General features: G+C 71.9%; 11 protein-coding genes. 2 read left to right on the forward strand and 9 right to left on the reverse strand.

Annotated features, from left to right (window positions below; all coding sequences use genetic code 11):
* The coding region (locus M3C17_RS00765; protein ID WP_396819428.1) for a phosphoenolpyruvate carboxykinase (GTP) at positions 1–1,857 on the reverse strand (1,857 nt) is incomplete at its 3' end.
* A gap of 110 nt (positions 1,858–1,967) precedes the next feature.
* Between M3C17_RS00765 and M3C17_RS00770 the strand changes: the two genes are divergently transcribed.
* Positions 1,968–3,410: an XRE family transcriptional regulator gene (locus M3C17_RS00770; RefSeq protein ID WP_259975701.1), complete on the forward strand. Its 1,443-nt coding sequence runs from the start codon at positions 1,968–1,970 to the stop codon at positions 3,408–3,410.
* A 27-nt stretch (positions 3,411–3,437) separates the two neighbouring features.
* Here the strand turns inward: M3C17_RS00770 and M3C17_RS00775 are convergent, their stop codons facing one another.
* Positions 3,438–4,481: a winged helix DNA-binding domain-containing protein gene (locus M3C17_RS00775; protein ID WP_259975702.1), complete on the reverse strand. Its 1,044-nt coding sequence runs from the start codon at positions 4,479–4,481 to the stop codon at positions 3,438–3,440.
* An 83-nt stretch (positions 4,482–4,564) separates the two neighbouring features.
* A complete protein-coding gene (locus M3C17_RS00780) occupies positions 4,565–6,013 on the reverse strand; it encodes a glyceraldehyde-3-phosphate dehydrogenase (protein ID WP_259975704.1) in 1,449 nt (482 codons plus the stop codon).
* A 164-nt stretch (positions 6,014–6,177) separates the two neighbouring features.
* Between M3C17_RS00780 and M3C17_RS00785 the strand changes: the two genes are divergently transcribed.
* Positions 6,178–7,521 carry an amidohydrolase gene (locus M3C17_RS00785; protein ID WP_259975705.1) on the forward strand — a complete coding sequence of 448 codons (1,344 nt, stop codon included), beginning with the start codon at positions 6,178–6,180 and terminating at the stop codon, positions 7,519–7,521.
* Between the two features lie 175 nt (positions 7,522–7,696).
* On the opposite strand, the gene M3C17_RS00790 is transcribed toward M3C17_RS00785, so the two are convergent.
* From M3C17_RS00790 to M3C17_RS00815, 6 genes are all read right to left on the reverse strand, one after another.
* Positions 7,697–8,686 (reverse strand): methyltransferase dimerization domain-containing protein, encoded by a 990-nt coding sequence (locus M3C17_RS00790; protein WP_259975706.1) that lies wholly within the window; start codon positions 8,684–8,686, stop codon positions 7,697–7,699.
* A gap of 72 nt (positions 8,687–8,758) precedes the next feature.
* Positions 8,759–9,457, reverse strand: coding sequence for an alpha/beta fold hydrolase (locus tag M3C17_RS00795; RefSeq protein ID WP_259975707.1), 699 nt, complete (start codon positions 9,455–9,457; stop codon positions 8,759–8,761).
* 34 nt (positions 9,458–9,491) lie between these two features.
* Positions 9,492–10,079, reverse strand: a complete 588-nt coding sequence (locus tag M3C17_RS00800; RefSeq protein WP_259975708.1) for a TetR/AcrR family transcriptional regulator — start codon at positions 10,077–10,079, stop codon at positions 9,492–9,494.
* 47 nt (positions 10,080–10,126) lie between these two features.
* Complete coding sequence (locus tag M3C17_RS00805) at positions 10,127–10,978, reverse strand: ATP-binding cassette domain-containing protein (protein WP_259975709.1); 852 nt, start codon at positions 10,976–10,978, stop codon at positions 10,127–10,129.
* Positions 10,975–12,912, reverse strand: a complete 1,938-nt coding sequence (locus tag M3C17_RS00810) for a dipeptide/oligopeptide/nickel ABC transporter permease/ATP-binding protein (protein ID WP_259975711.1) — start codon at positions 12,910–12,912, stop codon at positions 10,975–10,977. The genes M3C17_RS00805 and M3C17_RS00810 overlap by 4 nt, the downstream gene beginning before the upstream one ends.
* Entirely contained in the window at positions 12,909–13,850 is a 942-nt protein-coding gene (locus M3C17_RS00815; protein WP_259975713.1) for an ABC transporter permease, read from the reverse strand. The genes M3C17_RS00810 and M3C17_RS00815 overlap by 4 nt, the downstream gene beginning before the upstream one ends.
* Positions 13,851–13,909: the final 59 nt, after the last annotated feature.

Here is a 13,909-nt window from a genome sequence, read left to right on the forward strand (position 1 = left end):
CTTCGCCAGCCGGTAGCGCAGCGACGCCAGCTCGGTGCGCAGCGCTGCGGGGACGCGGTCGCCGAAGGTGTCGTAGAACTCCTCGGTCAGGTCCGCCTCGGTCTTCCAGGCCTCCGGGTCGACGGAGAACAGCTCCTCCAGGTCGTCCGCCGGCACGTCGAGGCCCTCCAGGTTGAGGTCCTCCACGCGCGGGAGCCGCCCGATGGGGCTGTCCACCGCAGGGACCTCCCCCGCGATGCGGCGGATGATCCAGTCCACGACGCGCGAGTTGTCGCCGAAACCGGGCCACAGGAAGCGCCCGTCAGCCCCGCGGCGGAACCAGTTCACCTGGAAGATGCGCGGTGCACGGTCGAAGCGCAGACCGCGGCCGACCTTGAGCCAGTGACCGAAGTAGTCCGCCATGTTGTAGCCGCAGAACGGCAGCATCGCGAAGGGATCGCGGCGCAGCTCGCCGACCGTCCCCTCCGCCGCCGCCGTGCGCTCGGACGAGATGTTCGAGCCGAGGAACACGCCGTGCGTCCAGTCGGTGGCCTCGACCACGAGCGGCACGTTGCTGGCGCGACGACCGCCGAAGAGGATGACGTCGAGCGGCACGGCCTCCTCCCAGTCCTCGGAGATCTGCGGGCACTGCGCCGCCGACACCGTGAAGCGGGAGTTGGGGTGCGCCGCCGGGCGACCGGAGTCGGGCGTCCACTCGTTGCCCTCCCAGTCGATGAGCTGTGCGGGCGCCTCGTCGGTCAGGCCCTCCCACCACACGTCGCCGTCCGGGCGGAGGGCGACGTTGGTGAAGATCGTGTTGCCCCACAGCGTCTCGACCGCCGTGACGTTGGTCGACTCGCCGGTGCCGGGGGCGACGCCGAAGAAGCCCGCCTCGGGGTTGATGGCCCAGAGCCTGCCGTCCTCACCGGGACGGATCCACGCGATGTCGTCACCGAGCGTCTCGACCTTCCAGCCCGGGATCGTCGGTCGCAGCATCGCGAGGTTCGTCTTGCCGCAGGCCGAGGGGAACGCGGCCGCGACGTGGTAGGCCTTGCCCTGCGGGTCGATCACCCGGATCAGAAGCATGTGCTCGGCGAGCCAGCCCTCGTCGCGGGCGATCACCGAGGCGATGCGCAGCGCGAAGCACTTCTTCGCGAGGATGGCGTTGCCGCCGTAGCCGGAGCCGTAGGAGTACACCTCGAGCGTCTCCGGGAAGTGCACGATGTACTTCTCGTCGTTGCAGGGCCACTCCACGTCCGGCTCACCCGCGGCGAGCGGCGCGCCGACCGAGTGCACGGTCTTGACCCACGGGGCGCCCTCGGCGATCTGCCGCGTCACGGCGTCGCCGACCCGCGTCATGATGCCGATCGACGCGACGGCGTAGGCGCTGTCGGTGACCTGCACGCCGATGTGCGAGAGCGGACCGCCGACGCGGCCCATCGAGAACGGCACGACGTACATCGTGCGACCCCGCATGGAGCCCTCGAAGATGCCGTTCATGGTCTCGCGCATCTCGGCGGGATCCGCCCAGTTGTTCGTGGGACCTGCGTCCTCCTCGCGCTCGGAGGCGATGAACGTGCGCCCCTCGGTGCGGGCGACGTCACTGGGGTGCGAGCGGGCGAGGTACGAGCCGGGGCGCCATTCGGGGTTCAGCTTGATGAGCTTGCCCTCGTCGACCAGGCCGCGCAGCAGCCAGTCGTTCTCGGCACGCGAGCCGTCCACCCAGTGCACCGCGTCGGGCTGGGTGAGCGCGCGGATCTCCTCGACCCACGCCTTCAGTTCCGCCATCGCGGGAGTGTCATACGCGGGAGCAGTGCCGAACGTGCGCGTCGTACCGACGGGGGACGTGCGGGGGGTGATGACTTCGGCCATGGCCATGACTGCTCCTTAGAAGTGTGGGGCGTTGCCTCAATCCTCGCGCCGGTCGCGCACGACTTTCGGCCGAATAGAGCCGAAAGAATCTAGATTCTTTCGCTACACTCAAAACCATGGCGCCCTCAGGAATCCACCTCACGACCCTCGGCCACCGCATCCGCCACCACCGCCTGGAGAAGGGGTTCACGCTCGACGAGCTCGGCGCCGTCGTCGGAGTCGCCGGCTCGCAGCTCAGCCTGATCGAGAACGGCAAGCGCGAGCCCAAGCTGTCGCTGCTGCAGGCGATCGCCCAGGCCACCGGCACCGAGGTCACCGATCTCATCTCGGGCGAGCCGCCGAACCGCCGCGCCGCCCTCGAGATCGAGCTCGAGCGCGCCCAGGAGAGCCCCGTCTTCCGCCAGCTCGGCGTCGCCCCCGTGCGGGTGACCAAGGGCATGAGCGATGAGACCATCGAGTCGATCCTGGGCCTGCACCACGAGCTGCAGCGACGGGAGAAGGAGGCCATCGCCACCCCGGAGGAGGCCCGTCGCGCCAATACCGAGCTGCGCCTGCGGATGCGCGCGCAGAACAACTACCTGCCCGAGATCGAGAAGCTCGCCGAGAAGCAGCTGAAGGCCGCCGGTCACGTGCAGGGCGCCCTGACCCACCGCACGGTGAGCATCATGGCCGAGAAGCTCGGCTTCGAGCTCATTTACGTCAACGACCTCCCGCACTCCACGCGCTCGGTCACCGACCTGGAGAACGGCCGCATCTACCTGCCGCCCGCGTCCATCCCCGGCGGGCACGGCCTGCGGTCGATGGCGCTGCAGGCCATGGCGCACCGGCTGCTCGGGCACACCCCGCCCACCGACTACGCCGACTTCCTGCAGCAGCGCCTGGAGATCAACTACTTCGCCGCGTGCTGCCTGATGCCGGAGACCGCCGCGGTCGCGTTCCTACAGCAGGCCAAGAAGGACAGGAACCTCGCGGTCGAGGACTTCCGCGACGGCTTCGGCGTGACGCACGAGGCGGCCGGCATGCGCATGACCAACCTCCTCACGCAGCACCTGGGCATGTCCCTGCACTTCCTGCGGGTGGACTCCACCGGCGCCCTCACCCGCGTGTACGAGAACGACGGACTGCCGCTGCCCATGGACGTCACGGGGGCGGTCGAAGGGCAGCGGGTGTGCCGCCGCTTCCAGGCGCGCTCCGCGTTCACGCAGCAGAACCGCACGGTGGAGCACCACCAGTACACGGACACGCCCTCCGGCACGTTCTGGTGCTCGACCCAGACCGGCTCCTCGACCGAGGGCGAGTTCTCGGTCACGGTGGGCGTGCCGTTCGACGACGCCCGCTGGTGGCGCGGCCGCGAGACCACCGACCGCGCGGTGTCGACCTGCCCGGACGAGGCGTGCTGCCGCCGCCCCTCCCCCGAGCTCACGGAGCGCTGGGCCGGTCGCGCGTGGCCGAGCGCCCGCGTGCACACCCACATGTTCTCGCCGTTGCCCCGGGGCGCGTTCCCCGGTGTGGACGACAACGAGGTGTACAACTTCCTGGGCCGCCACGCCAGCGAGTGACCCGGCCGCGGGCTCGGTCGGACAGGCTCAGGCGATGAACGCGGCGAAGCGGGCGAGCGCCGCGGCCACCGCCTCCGGATCCTCCGGCTCCTCGAACAGCTCGGGCTCGGTGGTGTGCGCGGCGGCCGCGTGCGTCCAGCAGCCGATGACACGTCCTCGCTCCACGACGGTCGCGCGCACCATCCCGTTCTTCCCCGGGCCGACCGCGGCGAGGTGGGCGGGCGCGCACGCGACCGTGCGGTCGGCGTAGGAGATGTAGTACTCGTCGAAGGCGCCGAGCGCGTACACGGTCGGCGCCTTCGCGGCACGGCGGGGCCGCGAGGCCCCCGCGAACACCCCCTCCTCGATCTCGGTCACGCGTCCGGCCGCGCGCTGCAGCGCCTCGCGCGACTGCCCGAGCGTGAGCCCGGACCACCACGCGAAGTCGGCGACCCCGGCGGGCCCGTGCCCCTCGATGTACCGCACGAACAGCTCGGCCAGCGGGTCCTCCGGGCGCGTGTGCGCGCGGATGTGCTCCTCGACCAGCACGAACCGCTGCTCGCGAGTGATGCCGTCGCGCGCCGCGACCGGGCCCTGCACCACGACTCCGGCGATCGTGAGCTCGAACAGCAGGTGGATGCCGCGCTGCCCCGACGGGTCGATGCCGATGCCCTCCAGCACCGTGAACACCTCGCTGCGGGTGAGGCCGCCCTCCCGCAGCCGCGGGGTCAGCGCCACGACGGCCGCGGCGATCATGTCGTCGTCGATGCCCAGCTGACGCTGTCGCGAGGCCGCCTGCTGCCGCTGCCGGGCGGCCGTGACCTCCAGCACCCAGCCGAGGTCCTGCGCCGGCACCGTGTGCAGCGTGCCGCGCATGGTCCACGCGCGCACGAGCTCGCCCCTGTCGAACGCCGCGTCCACGTCGCGCAGCCGCACGTCTCCCCTGGTGCGCAGCGCGAGCGCCCAGCGGCCCGCGGTGAAGTCCTGGCTCTGCACGGCGAGCAGGTGCGCCGCAGCCGCTGTCACATCGCGTGCGGGCGCGGTCAGCCGGTGCGCGCGGAGGCGCTCGTCCCGCCATCGGGTGATCTGCATGCCCTCATCATGCCGGGCCCCACCCTCATTCGCCCCCCGCCGCCCGCGACGGCGGGCGAACGGGAAGCGGGCGCCGGGGCGCCTCAGGCCTGGAGCGTGACCGTGCGCCGCTCGGGGAGCACGACCGGGTGCGAGCCGGCCATGACCTCCAGCACGCGGATCACCTGGCACGAGTAGCCGAACTCGTTGTCGTACCAGACGTAGAGGATGACTGTGTTCTCGTCGGCGATGGTCGCCAGGCCGTCGACGATCCCAGCGCGGTGCGACCCGACGAAGTCCGTCGAGACGACCTCGGGGCTCTCCACATAGTCGATCTGCTGGCGCAGCTTGGAGTGCAGCGACACCCGGCGCAGGTAGTCGTTGACCTGCTCCTTCGTCGCGGGGCGCTCCAGCGTGAGGTGCAGCACCGCGAGCGACACGTCCGGCGTCGGCACCCGGATCGCACTGCCGGTGAGCCGACCCTCCAGCTGCGGCAGCGCCTTGGCGACGGCCTTGGCCGCGCCGGTCTCGGTGATGACCATGTTCAGCACGGCGGAGCGCCCACGGCGGTCGCCCTTGTGGAAGTTGTCGATCAGGTTCTGGTCGTTCGTGAACGAATGCACGGTCTCCACGTGCCCCTTCACGACGCCGTAGGCCTCGTCGATCGCGGCGAGCACAGGCGTGATCGCGTTGGTCGTGCAGGAGGCGGCCGACACGATGCGGTCCTCGGGGGTGACCGAGGAGTCGTTGATGCCGTGCACGATGTTCTTGAGCGCGCCCTTGCCCGGCGCCGTCAGCAGCACGCGCGCGACCCCGGTCGAGCGGAGGTGCTGCGACAGGCCGGCCTCGTCGCGCCAGCGGCCGGTGTTGTCCACGACGATCGCGTCGCGGATGCCGTAGGCCGTGTAGTCGATCGACGCGGGGTCGTCGGAGTAGATCACCTGGATGCGGGTGCCGTTCGCGATGATCTGCTCGGCCTCCTCGTCGACCGTGACGGAGCCTGCGAAGCGCCCGTGCACCGAGTCGCGCAGCAGGAGCGAGGCGCGCTTGACCAGGTCGTTCTCGGATCCACGGCGCACCACGATCGCACGCAGGCGCAGCCCGCTGCCGCCGCCCGTGTGGGCGATGAGGATGCGCGCCAGCAGGCGCCCGATGCGCCCGAAGCCGTAGAGCACGACGTCGGTGGGCTCCGCAGCGACCGCGCCGACCGCGGGGGCGAGCGCCTCGGCCAGGTACTCGTCGAGCGGGCGGCCGCTGGCGGCGTGCCCCTCCACGAGCCGTGCCACGTCGAGCGAGGAGGCGCCGGGAGCGAGTGCGTGGATGGCCTCCAGCACGGCGAGGCTGTCCTCGAGGGCGAGCCGTTCGTGGCCGAGCTGGGCCACGCGATCGTGCATCTCCACGAGACCGGTGGCCGAGAGGCCGAGCAGCCGGTGCCCGTGCAGCGAGGTGACCACGTCGCGGTCGCGCTTGAGTGCCCCGATGAGCGGGATCATCCGCTCCGCCAGCTCTTCGCTCGCCGTCCATTCGTCGCGGGGTGCCGCGGAATCGTTCATCTGCGTCCTTGCATGTGTGAGCGCGCGCCGAGGTCGCCGGCGCGCGCGAGGTTGCCGGGTGGATCGGGGGATGCCTCCAGCGTACAAGCCGCGCGGCGCCCCGCCGAATCGCCGGGTGCGCCGCCTCCCGCCGACGCGAGTTTTACGTCTACACTGGTGGAATAATGAGCACTGCACTCCCCGGCGACGACGCCGACCTCCTCCTCCGCGGCGGCCGCATCCACACCTTCGACGAGCACGACAGCGTCGCCACCGCGATCGCCGTGCGCGACGGCGTGGTCGTCGCGGTCGACGCCGACGCCGAAGCCCTGCCCGCCCGCGCCACCGTGGAGCTCGACGGCCGCACCGCGGTCCCCGGCATCAACGACGCGCACCTGCACGCCGCCTGGCTCGGCGCTCGCTGGCCGCACCTGTTCTTCTCGGACACCCCGCCGGAGCAGCAGCCCTCCGGGCGCCTCGTCGCCACCGCCGGCGAACGCCGGAGCACCCTCCGCCGCGCGTGGCGGCTGCTCGCCGAGCTCGGCATCACGAGCTACACCGAACCGGGCATCGGCCCCGGGGAGGACGCAGGCGAGACCGGATGCTTCGGCAGCGACATGCTCGACGCCTACGTGCAGCTGCACCGCGAGGGCGGACAGACCTCCCGCGTCACGCTGCTGCGCCTGTTCGGCACCATCGACGGCGAGAGCACGCTCGACGACTTCGCCGCCGGCATCCAGGTCCCGCCACCGGACACCGACCCGCGCTGGCTCGCGATCCCCGGGGTGAAGATCTTCGCGGACGGCATCCCGCCCCTCGCGACCGCGTGGACGGCGGAGCCCTACGCAGACGGGACCACGGGGCACCTGCTCACGCGTGGCGATGCCGATCCGCTCTCGGCCTTCCAGCGCATGGTCGAGCTCGCCGCGGCGCGAGGCCTTCAGATCGCGGTGCACGCCACGGGCGACCGCTCCATCGCCGAGTTCCTCGGGGTGCTGGAACGGCTGAACGACGCCCCACCGGCGCCCGGGCCGCACTACGTCGTGCACGGCGACCTCGCCACTCCTGCGCAGATCGCACGGATGCGCGCCGTCGGGGCGGGCTTCGCGGTACAGCCCCTGATCGCGACGCACACCCACTCCTGGGCGGAGGCGCAGCTGGGTGAGGCGCGCACGGCCGCCGCCTGGCCGCTCGCCGAGATGCTCGTCTCCGGAGTGCTCACCACGCTGACAAGCGACGCCCCCATCGCCACGCCCGACTGGCGCCCCAGCCTCGACGCGTCGCTGCAGCTCGTGACGGCAGCCGGAGCGCGCGACGACGTGCACACGCGCCGGCGACTCCTGCGGTCCATGACGACGGAGGCCGCCCGCCAGGACGGCGCCGCACGCTGGAAGGGCACGCTCGAGCCCGGCAGGGTCGCCGATCTCACGGTGCTCGACGAGGACCCGCTCGCCGCCGGCCGCGCGTTCGCGGACCTGACGGTGGAGCGCACGATCGTCGACGGCCGCACGGTCTACGCCCGCGACTGACCAGCGGATCCTGCCCGCTCTCGCCCGCACGGCGGTCCGCGGAGGATGCCGCGGTCCGCGGAGGATGCCGCGGGGCGTGCGCGAACCACGCCGCCCGCACGCGAAAACGGCGGGCGGCATGTTCACGCATGCCGCCCGCCTCTGATCCCCCTCGGACCAGTCTGTGACCGCGGTGCTACACCGCGGTGGCCACCAGCACCCGCGGGCTCCCGGGCAGAGCGACCGTGTCGCGCACCGACCAGCCGGCGTCGCTCAGCCAGCCGCGCACCTGCACCTCCGGGTACACCACGGTGCCGTCGATGACCAGGTACTCCCCCGCGTGCAGGGCGTCGAGCGCGCGCTGCTCGGCATCGTCGTCGAGGAAGAAGTCGAGCACGGTGAGCGTCGCGCCGTCGGCCGCCGCCGCACGCAGGTTGCGGAAGATCTGCGCGTTCTCCTCGGCGGAGAAGCGGTGGATCACGTGGTTCGCGAACACCGCGTCATACGCGCCCTCCGGGGTGGCGGTCGCCGTCTCGCCCACCTCGACGGACGCGCGGTCGGCGACCCCTGCCGCCTCGACGGCCTCGGCCACGCCGTCCTCGAAGCCGGGGGCGTAGACGAAGGTCGTGTGCAGCTGCGGGTTGCGGGCCATGACCGACAGCGCGAACTCGGCCGAGAGCCCGCCGAAGTCGAGCGCCCTGGTCGCGCCGGAGAGGTCGACGAGGCGGCCGAACTCCTGGGCGTGCAGGCGGTTGTAGGTCATGACGCCGGCCATGAACGTGCCCCAGCGCGCGTCGTCCATCTGCAGGTCGCCTGGCTCGGTCGTGTCGACCGTGTGCGCGAACTGCAGCCAGTGGGGGTAGCTGATCTCGTCGAGGAAGGTGAGGAAGGGCGCGAGGTCGATGACCGCGTCGCCCCCGGTCAGGTAGGCCGCGGCGTCGGCCTCGAGGGCGTAGCGGCCGTCGCTGCGGCTGAGCAGGCCCTTCGCCGCCATGGCATCGGCGAGCAGGCGGGCGATGCGCTCGCTCACTCCGCAGCGCTCCGCGATCGCCGCGGCGGTGTCCGCTCCGCTCGCGACGGCGGCGAACAGGCCGATCCTGCTGGCCTGGAACAGCTGCTTGGCGGCCATGTAGCCGGTGGCGATGTCGAGGATGCGCGCGGCGTCCGGCGTGGGGGTGTCGGTCATGAGGAGTGCCTTTCGATTGTCTACAGACGTGGGAAATAAAGAGCAGGGGAAGCCGGAGACTCGGCTCGGAGATCAGTCGGCGAGGAAGTCGCGCGCGGCCGTGCGGAACGCCGGATCGTGCAGCGCCGCGAGATGGTCACCGGGCACCCGGTGCACGCGGGCGTGGGGAAGGAGAGCGGCCAGGCCATCGATGCCCGCCGCCATCGCATCGTCCGCACCGCCGATGAGCAGCACCGGCTGCGACGGAACACCGGCCTCCGGGGCGAACGGCTCCGCGGCGAGCCCTTCGATCAGGTCCAGCAGCTCGACGGGACGATTGCCCGGCATCGCGGCCATCTGCACGATCATGCCCGTGAGCGGATCCGTCGGCGCGGGCCCACCGGCCACCGCCGCGCGCGCCGCGGTCAGATCCACCAGCGCGAAGGGCTCCCCCGCGCTGAGGCCGCCGAGCACCAGCCGCCGCACGGACACGCCCCGGTGCTGCGCCAGATCCCACGCGAGCCGCGCGCCGAGCGAGTAGCCGACCAGGTCGACCTCCTCGTCGCCGATCGTCGCCGCGAGCGCGTCGAGCACGGCCGCGGTCGGCGCGGTGCCGAGCGCGGGGCTGTCGCCGTGCGCCGGCAGGTCGAGCACCAGGCGCGGACGCCCGTCGAGCGCGGTCGCCCATTCGGCATCCGGCCAGTCCTGCACACCGCTCGAGGCGAGCCCGTGCAGGAAGACGACGGGACGACCGCTGCCGGGCGTGCGCGTGAGGGACAGGGGGCTGTTCATGATGCGTCGTCCTCTCCGGACCGACGCACCGCGATCAGCGGAGTCGCGCCAGGAACCGGTCGATGAAGCTCTGATAGTCGGCGAGGCGGTCGCCGTCCGGGTACATGAGGTTGATGACCGTGGCGCCGACCGCCGCCGAGATGAACTCGTCGGCCAGCGGGCCGTAGTCCTGATCGCGGATCGATCCCTCGTCGCGTGCCGCCGTCATCCGCTCGATGAGAGAGGCCCGCCACGACGCGAGGTGCCCGCGGTACAGCTCCGCGAGGGACTCGTTCGCCATCGCGTACTCCCACAGCGCCAGCAGCACCCGCCCCGCGGCGATCTGCTCCCGGTCGCGGGGAATGGTCGCCTGCAGGAAGCCCCGCAGGGCGTCGTCCGCCGCGACCGGCTCCGCACCCGCCGCCTGCACGCCCTCGGACATCTGCTGCAGGATCGTCTCGAACGTCGCCGCGACGATGCTCTCCTTGCCGGGGAAGTAGTGCTTCAGAGCCCCGTTCGCGAAGCCGGCCTCCGCCGCGATGCTGCGCATCGTCGCGGCCTCGAAGCCGCCCTTCAGGATGATGCTCTTGGCCACCTCGACGATGTCCCGTCGACGCTGGTCGTGGTCGATGATCTTCGGCATGGCGTCCTTCCGGCCGAGTCCGGGGTGTGGCGAGTTCCGGCCTGGAGCTACCGTACCGCCGCATCGGGCACCTCCCGCAGAGCGAGCCATTGCCGCCGTCGTTCCCGCTGCGCGACGGGGTCGGCCACGGGCGAGGCGAGCCGCAGCCGCTCGGAGTAGGGGTGCCGGGGCTCACGCGTGACCTGCTCCCCCTCGCCGACCTCCACGAGCTCGCCGCGGTACATCACGGCCACGCGGTGGCAGACGCGTCGCACCACGCCCAGGTCGTGCGACACGAACAGGTATGCCACTCCGGTGTCGCGCTGCAGCTCGATGAACAGGTCGAGGATGGTCGCCTGCGTGGTGAGGTCGAGCGCGCTCACGGGCTCGTCGCACACGATGAGCCGGGGGCCGCGGACGAGGGCGCGGGCGATGGCGACGCGCTGGCGCTGCCCGCCGGAGAACTCGCTCGGGTAGCGGTCCATGCTGGTGGACGGCAGCCGCACGCGGTCGAGCATGTCGCGCACCTTCGCGTCGGCCGCCTTCGCGCCGATCCCGGCGGTCAGCAGCGGCTCCGCGAGGATGTCGCCGATCGTCATCGCCGGATTCAGCGATCCGTACGGGTCCTGGAACACGACCTGCACGTCGTCGGCGAGGGCGCGGCGGGCACGACGGCCGAGCCCGCTGATCTCGCGGCCGTCGAAGCGGATGCCGCCTCCCGTGACGGGCGCGAGCCCGAGGATGGCCTTGCCGAGCGTCGACTTGCCCGAGCCGGACTCGCCGACCAGGCCCAGGCACTCTCCCGGCGCGATGTCGAGCGAGACGCCGTGCAGCGCGCGGAACGCGTGCCGTCCGCGGCCGTACTCGACCACCAGGTCCTGCACCTCGAGCAGCGGGCTGCTCTGCTGCGCTGCGGTCATGCGGGCACCTCCGTGCGGTGGCGGTCGAGTTCGGCGCGCCCCTCGGCGTCGTCGAGCGAGGCGGCGATCAGCTCCCGCGTGTACTCCTGGGTCGGTGCCGCGAACAGATCGTCGACCGGCCCCGACTCGACGATGTCGCCTCCGCGCATCACGATCACGCGGTCGCAGATGTCGGCCACGACCCCGAAGTTGTGGGTCACGATGAGCAGCGCCATGCCGTATTCGGCCTGCAGCTCGCGGAGGAGCTCCAGGACCTCCGCCTGCACGGTCACGTCGAGCGCCGTGGTGGGCTCGTCGGCGACCAGCAGCGAGGGGCGTCCGGCGATGGCGCCCGCGATGAGGACGCGCTGCGCCATGCCGCCGGACACCTGGTGCGGGTAGCTGCGCATGACCCGGTCGGGGTCGGTCAGCCCCACACGCCGCAGCATGTCGCGGGCGCGCTGCCTGGCGGCCGTCTTGCTGAGGCCGTGCGTCCGGCGCAGCGGCTCGACGAGCTGGTGCCCGATCGTGTACGACGGGTCGAGGTTGCTCATCGGCTCCTGCGGGACGTAGCCGATCGTGCGACCGAGCAGAGCCTGCCGCTGCCGCGGGGTGGCCGTGGTCACGTCGGTGCCGCCCACCCAGATGGCGTCGGCGGTCGCGCGGCCGGTCGACGGCAGCAGGTCGAGCACCGAGAACACGGTCTGCGACTTGCCGGAGCCGGACTCGCCGACGATGCCGACGACCTCGCCGGGCGCCACGTCGAGGGTGACGCCGTGCACGACCTCGGTCTCCCCCGTGGGGGTGGCGTGCACGACCCGGAGGTTCTCGACCCGGAGCGCGGAGGCCGCGGCCTCGTGACGCGTCGAACCGGAAGCGGCGGAGGTCCCGGTGGCGGATGCGGTCGCGCCGGTCGATCCCGGGGCTCCCGCGGCGGGGGGCGCGGATGCGGTCAGGCCGGACGCGGCCGGGGCTGCCGTGGCGGTGAGGGCGGACGCGTCCAGGGCCACCGAGGCGGCGGACGGAGTCGACCCGACCGATGCGGCGCGACGGGACGCGCGGCTGCGGCGGCGGGAGGCCCGCGGAGTGCGGACCTGCACGAGCTCGGCGAGCGTGGAGCCCATGATGGCGAGCACCGCGATCGTCAGCCCGAGGGCCGCGGAGGGCCACAGCAGCATGAGCGGGTAGGTGAGCATGAGGCGGAAGCCCTCGAGCATCATGGCGCCCCAGCTCGGCACGTTCGAGTCGCCGATGCCGAGGAACTGGAGCCCCGCCTGCATGCCCATGGCGATGCCCGCGGTGAGGGCGGTCTGGATGATGACCGGCGGGTACACGGCCTTGATCACGTGGCGGAAGATGATGCGTCCGTCCGAGAGTCCGGAGACGCGGGCCGCGTCGATGTACGGCTCGCTGCGCACCGCGAGGGTCTGCGAGCGGGCGATGCGGAAGTACCCCGGCACCATGAACACGCCGACCGTGGCCATCAGCAGCTCGAAGTTGTTGCGGCTGCCGGCGGCGACCACGAGCAGGATGATCATGCCGGGGATGGACTGCAGCGCGTCGCTGATCCAGGTCGCGACGCGGTCGAACACCCCGCCGAAGTAACCGGCGGCGACACCGGCCGGGACGCCGATCACGAGCGCGGTGACGATCGTGATGAGCGCGCCCCACAGCGTGGTGCGGGTGCCGTAGATGAGGCGGCTGAGGATGTCGCGGCCGGTCGAGTCGCCGCCGAGGAGGTGCTCGGGCGACGGCGGCGCCTTGGCGGCCGCGAGATCGACGAGGTTCGGGTCCATCGGCGCGAGCAGCGGCGCGAACACGCCGACCAGCACGATGAGCACGAAGATCGCGAGCGGGATGATGCCGCCCGGGTGGCGCAGGAAGCGTCGGAACAGGCTCGACCGGCGCTTCTGCGCGGCGCGGTCGAAGGCGACGCGGATGTCTGTCGTGGTCATGCGACGCGCACCTTCGGGTTGATCCAGCCGAGCACGAGGTCGAGCAGGAGGTTGATGAGGACGACGAAGACGATGGAGATCACGGTGATGCCGAGGAGCATCGGGATGTCGCCGTTCTGCGAGGACTGGTTGGTGAGCTGGCCGAGGCCGGGAAGGCTGAAGATCTGCTCCACCACGATCGCGCCGGAGAGCAGGCCCACGAACATCAGCGCGATCACGGTGAGCGCGGCCGGCGAGGCGTTGCGGAGGATGTGCAGGTTGACCCTGGCAGGCGACAGGCCGCGGCTGCGGAGCGTGCGCACCCAGTCCTGCCTGCTCTGCGCGATCACGGCGTTGCGCAGCTGCTCGGACACCGCGACGATGCCGCCGAGCGCGAGCGAGATGGCGGGCAGCGTGATCGAGCGCAGCCAGCCCTCCACGGACTGGGTGGGCGGCACGTACCCGACCGCGGGGAACCACTTGAGCTGCACGGCGAGCCACATCACGAGCACGAGGCTCACCCAGAAGCCGGGGAGCGCGAACAGCACCACGGAGACGCCCTTGATGATGCGGTCGAACCAGGTGCCCGGCCGCAGGCCCGTGATCATGCCGAAGGCGATGCCGATCACGGCGGTGATGAGCGTCGCGAACGTGACGACCGACAGCGTGACGGGGACCTTGATCGCCAGCTGCGCCCCCACGGGCTGGAAGTTGCGCCAGGACTCGCCGAAGTCGAGCAGCACGGCGTGGGAGAACCAGTCCCAGAACTGCACGATGAGGGGGCGGTCGAGGCCGATCTTCTCGGCCAGGGCCTCCTGCTGCGCGGGGCTCGCGGTGGTGCCGAGCAGGGAGGCGGTCGGGTCGCTGATCGCGAGGTGCGCCAGGAAGAAGGTGCCGATCGAGACCGCGACGAGCAGCAGGATGCCGGACAGCACCCGCTTCGCCGTGAACAGGAGCATGGGGGCCTCTCGGGAGTGAGGGTCGGAGGGGGAGGGTGCCGGGGCGGCCGATGCGGGCG

Origin of the sequence: Microbacterium sp. p3-SID336 (genome assembly GCF_025143365.1) — a bacterium.
In the GTDB taxonomy this organism is placed as follows: domain Bacteria; phylum Actinomycetota; class Actinomycetes; order Actinomycetales; family Microbacteriaceae; genus Microbacterium.

Bases quoted from the DNA above. Each gene is read 5' to 3' on its own strand.
- M3C17_RS00770 (WP_259975701.1), top strand. From the start codon at position 1,968: ATGGCGCCCTCAGGAATCCACCTCACGACCCTCGGCCACCGCATCCGC.
- M3C17_RS00775 (WP_259975702.1), bottom strand. From the start codon at position 4,481: ATGCAGATCACCCGATGGCGGGACGAGCGCCTCCGCGCGCACCGGCTG.
- M3C17_RS00780 (WP_259975704.1), bottom strand. From the start codon at position 6,013: ATGAACGATTCCGCGGCACCCCGCGACGAATGGACGGCGAGCGAAGAG.
- M3C17_RS00785 (WP_259975705.1), top strand. From the start codon at position 6,178: ATGAGCACTGCACTCCCCGGCGACGACGCCGACCTCCTCCTCCGCGGC.
- M3C17_RS00790 (WP_259975706.1), bottom strand. From the start codon at position 8,686: ATGACCGACACCCCCACGCCGGACGCCGCGCGCATCCTCGACATCGCC.
- M3C17_RS00795 (WP_259975707.1), bottom strand. From the start codon at position 9,457: ATGAACAGCCCCCTGTCCCTCACGCGCACGCCCGGCAGCGGTCGTCCC.
- M3C17_RS00800 (WP_259975708.1), bottom strand. From the start codon at position 10,079: ATGCCGAAGATCATCGACCACGACCAGCGTCGACGGGACATCGTCGAG.
- M3C17_RS00805 (WP_259975709.1), bottom strand. From the start codon at position 10,978: ATGACCGCAGCGCAGCAGAGCAGCCCGCTGCTCGAGGTGCAGGACCTG.
- M3C17_RS00810 (WP_259975711.1), bottom strand. From the start codon at position 12,912: ATGACCACGACAGACATCCGCGTCGCCTTCGACCGCGCCGCGCAGAAG.
- M3C17_RS00815 (WP_259975713.1), bottom strand. From the start codon at position 13,850: ATGCTCCTGTTCACGGCGAAGCGGGTGCTGTCCGGCATCCTGCTGCTC.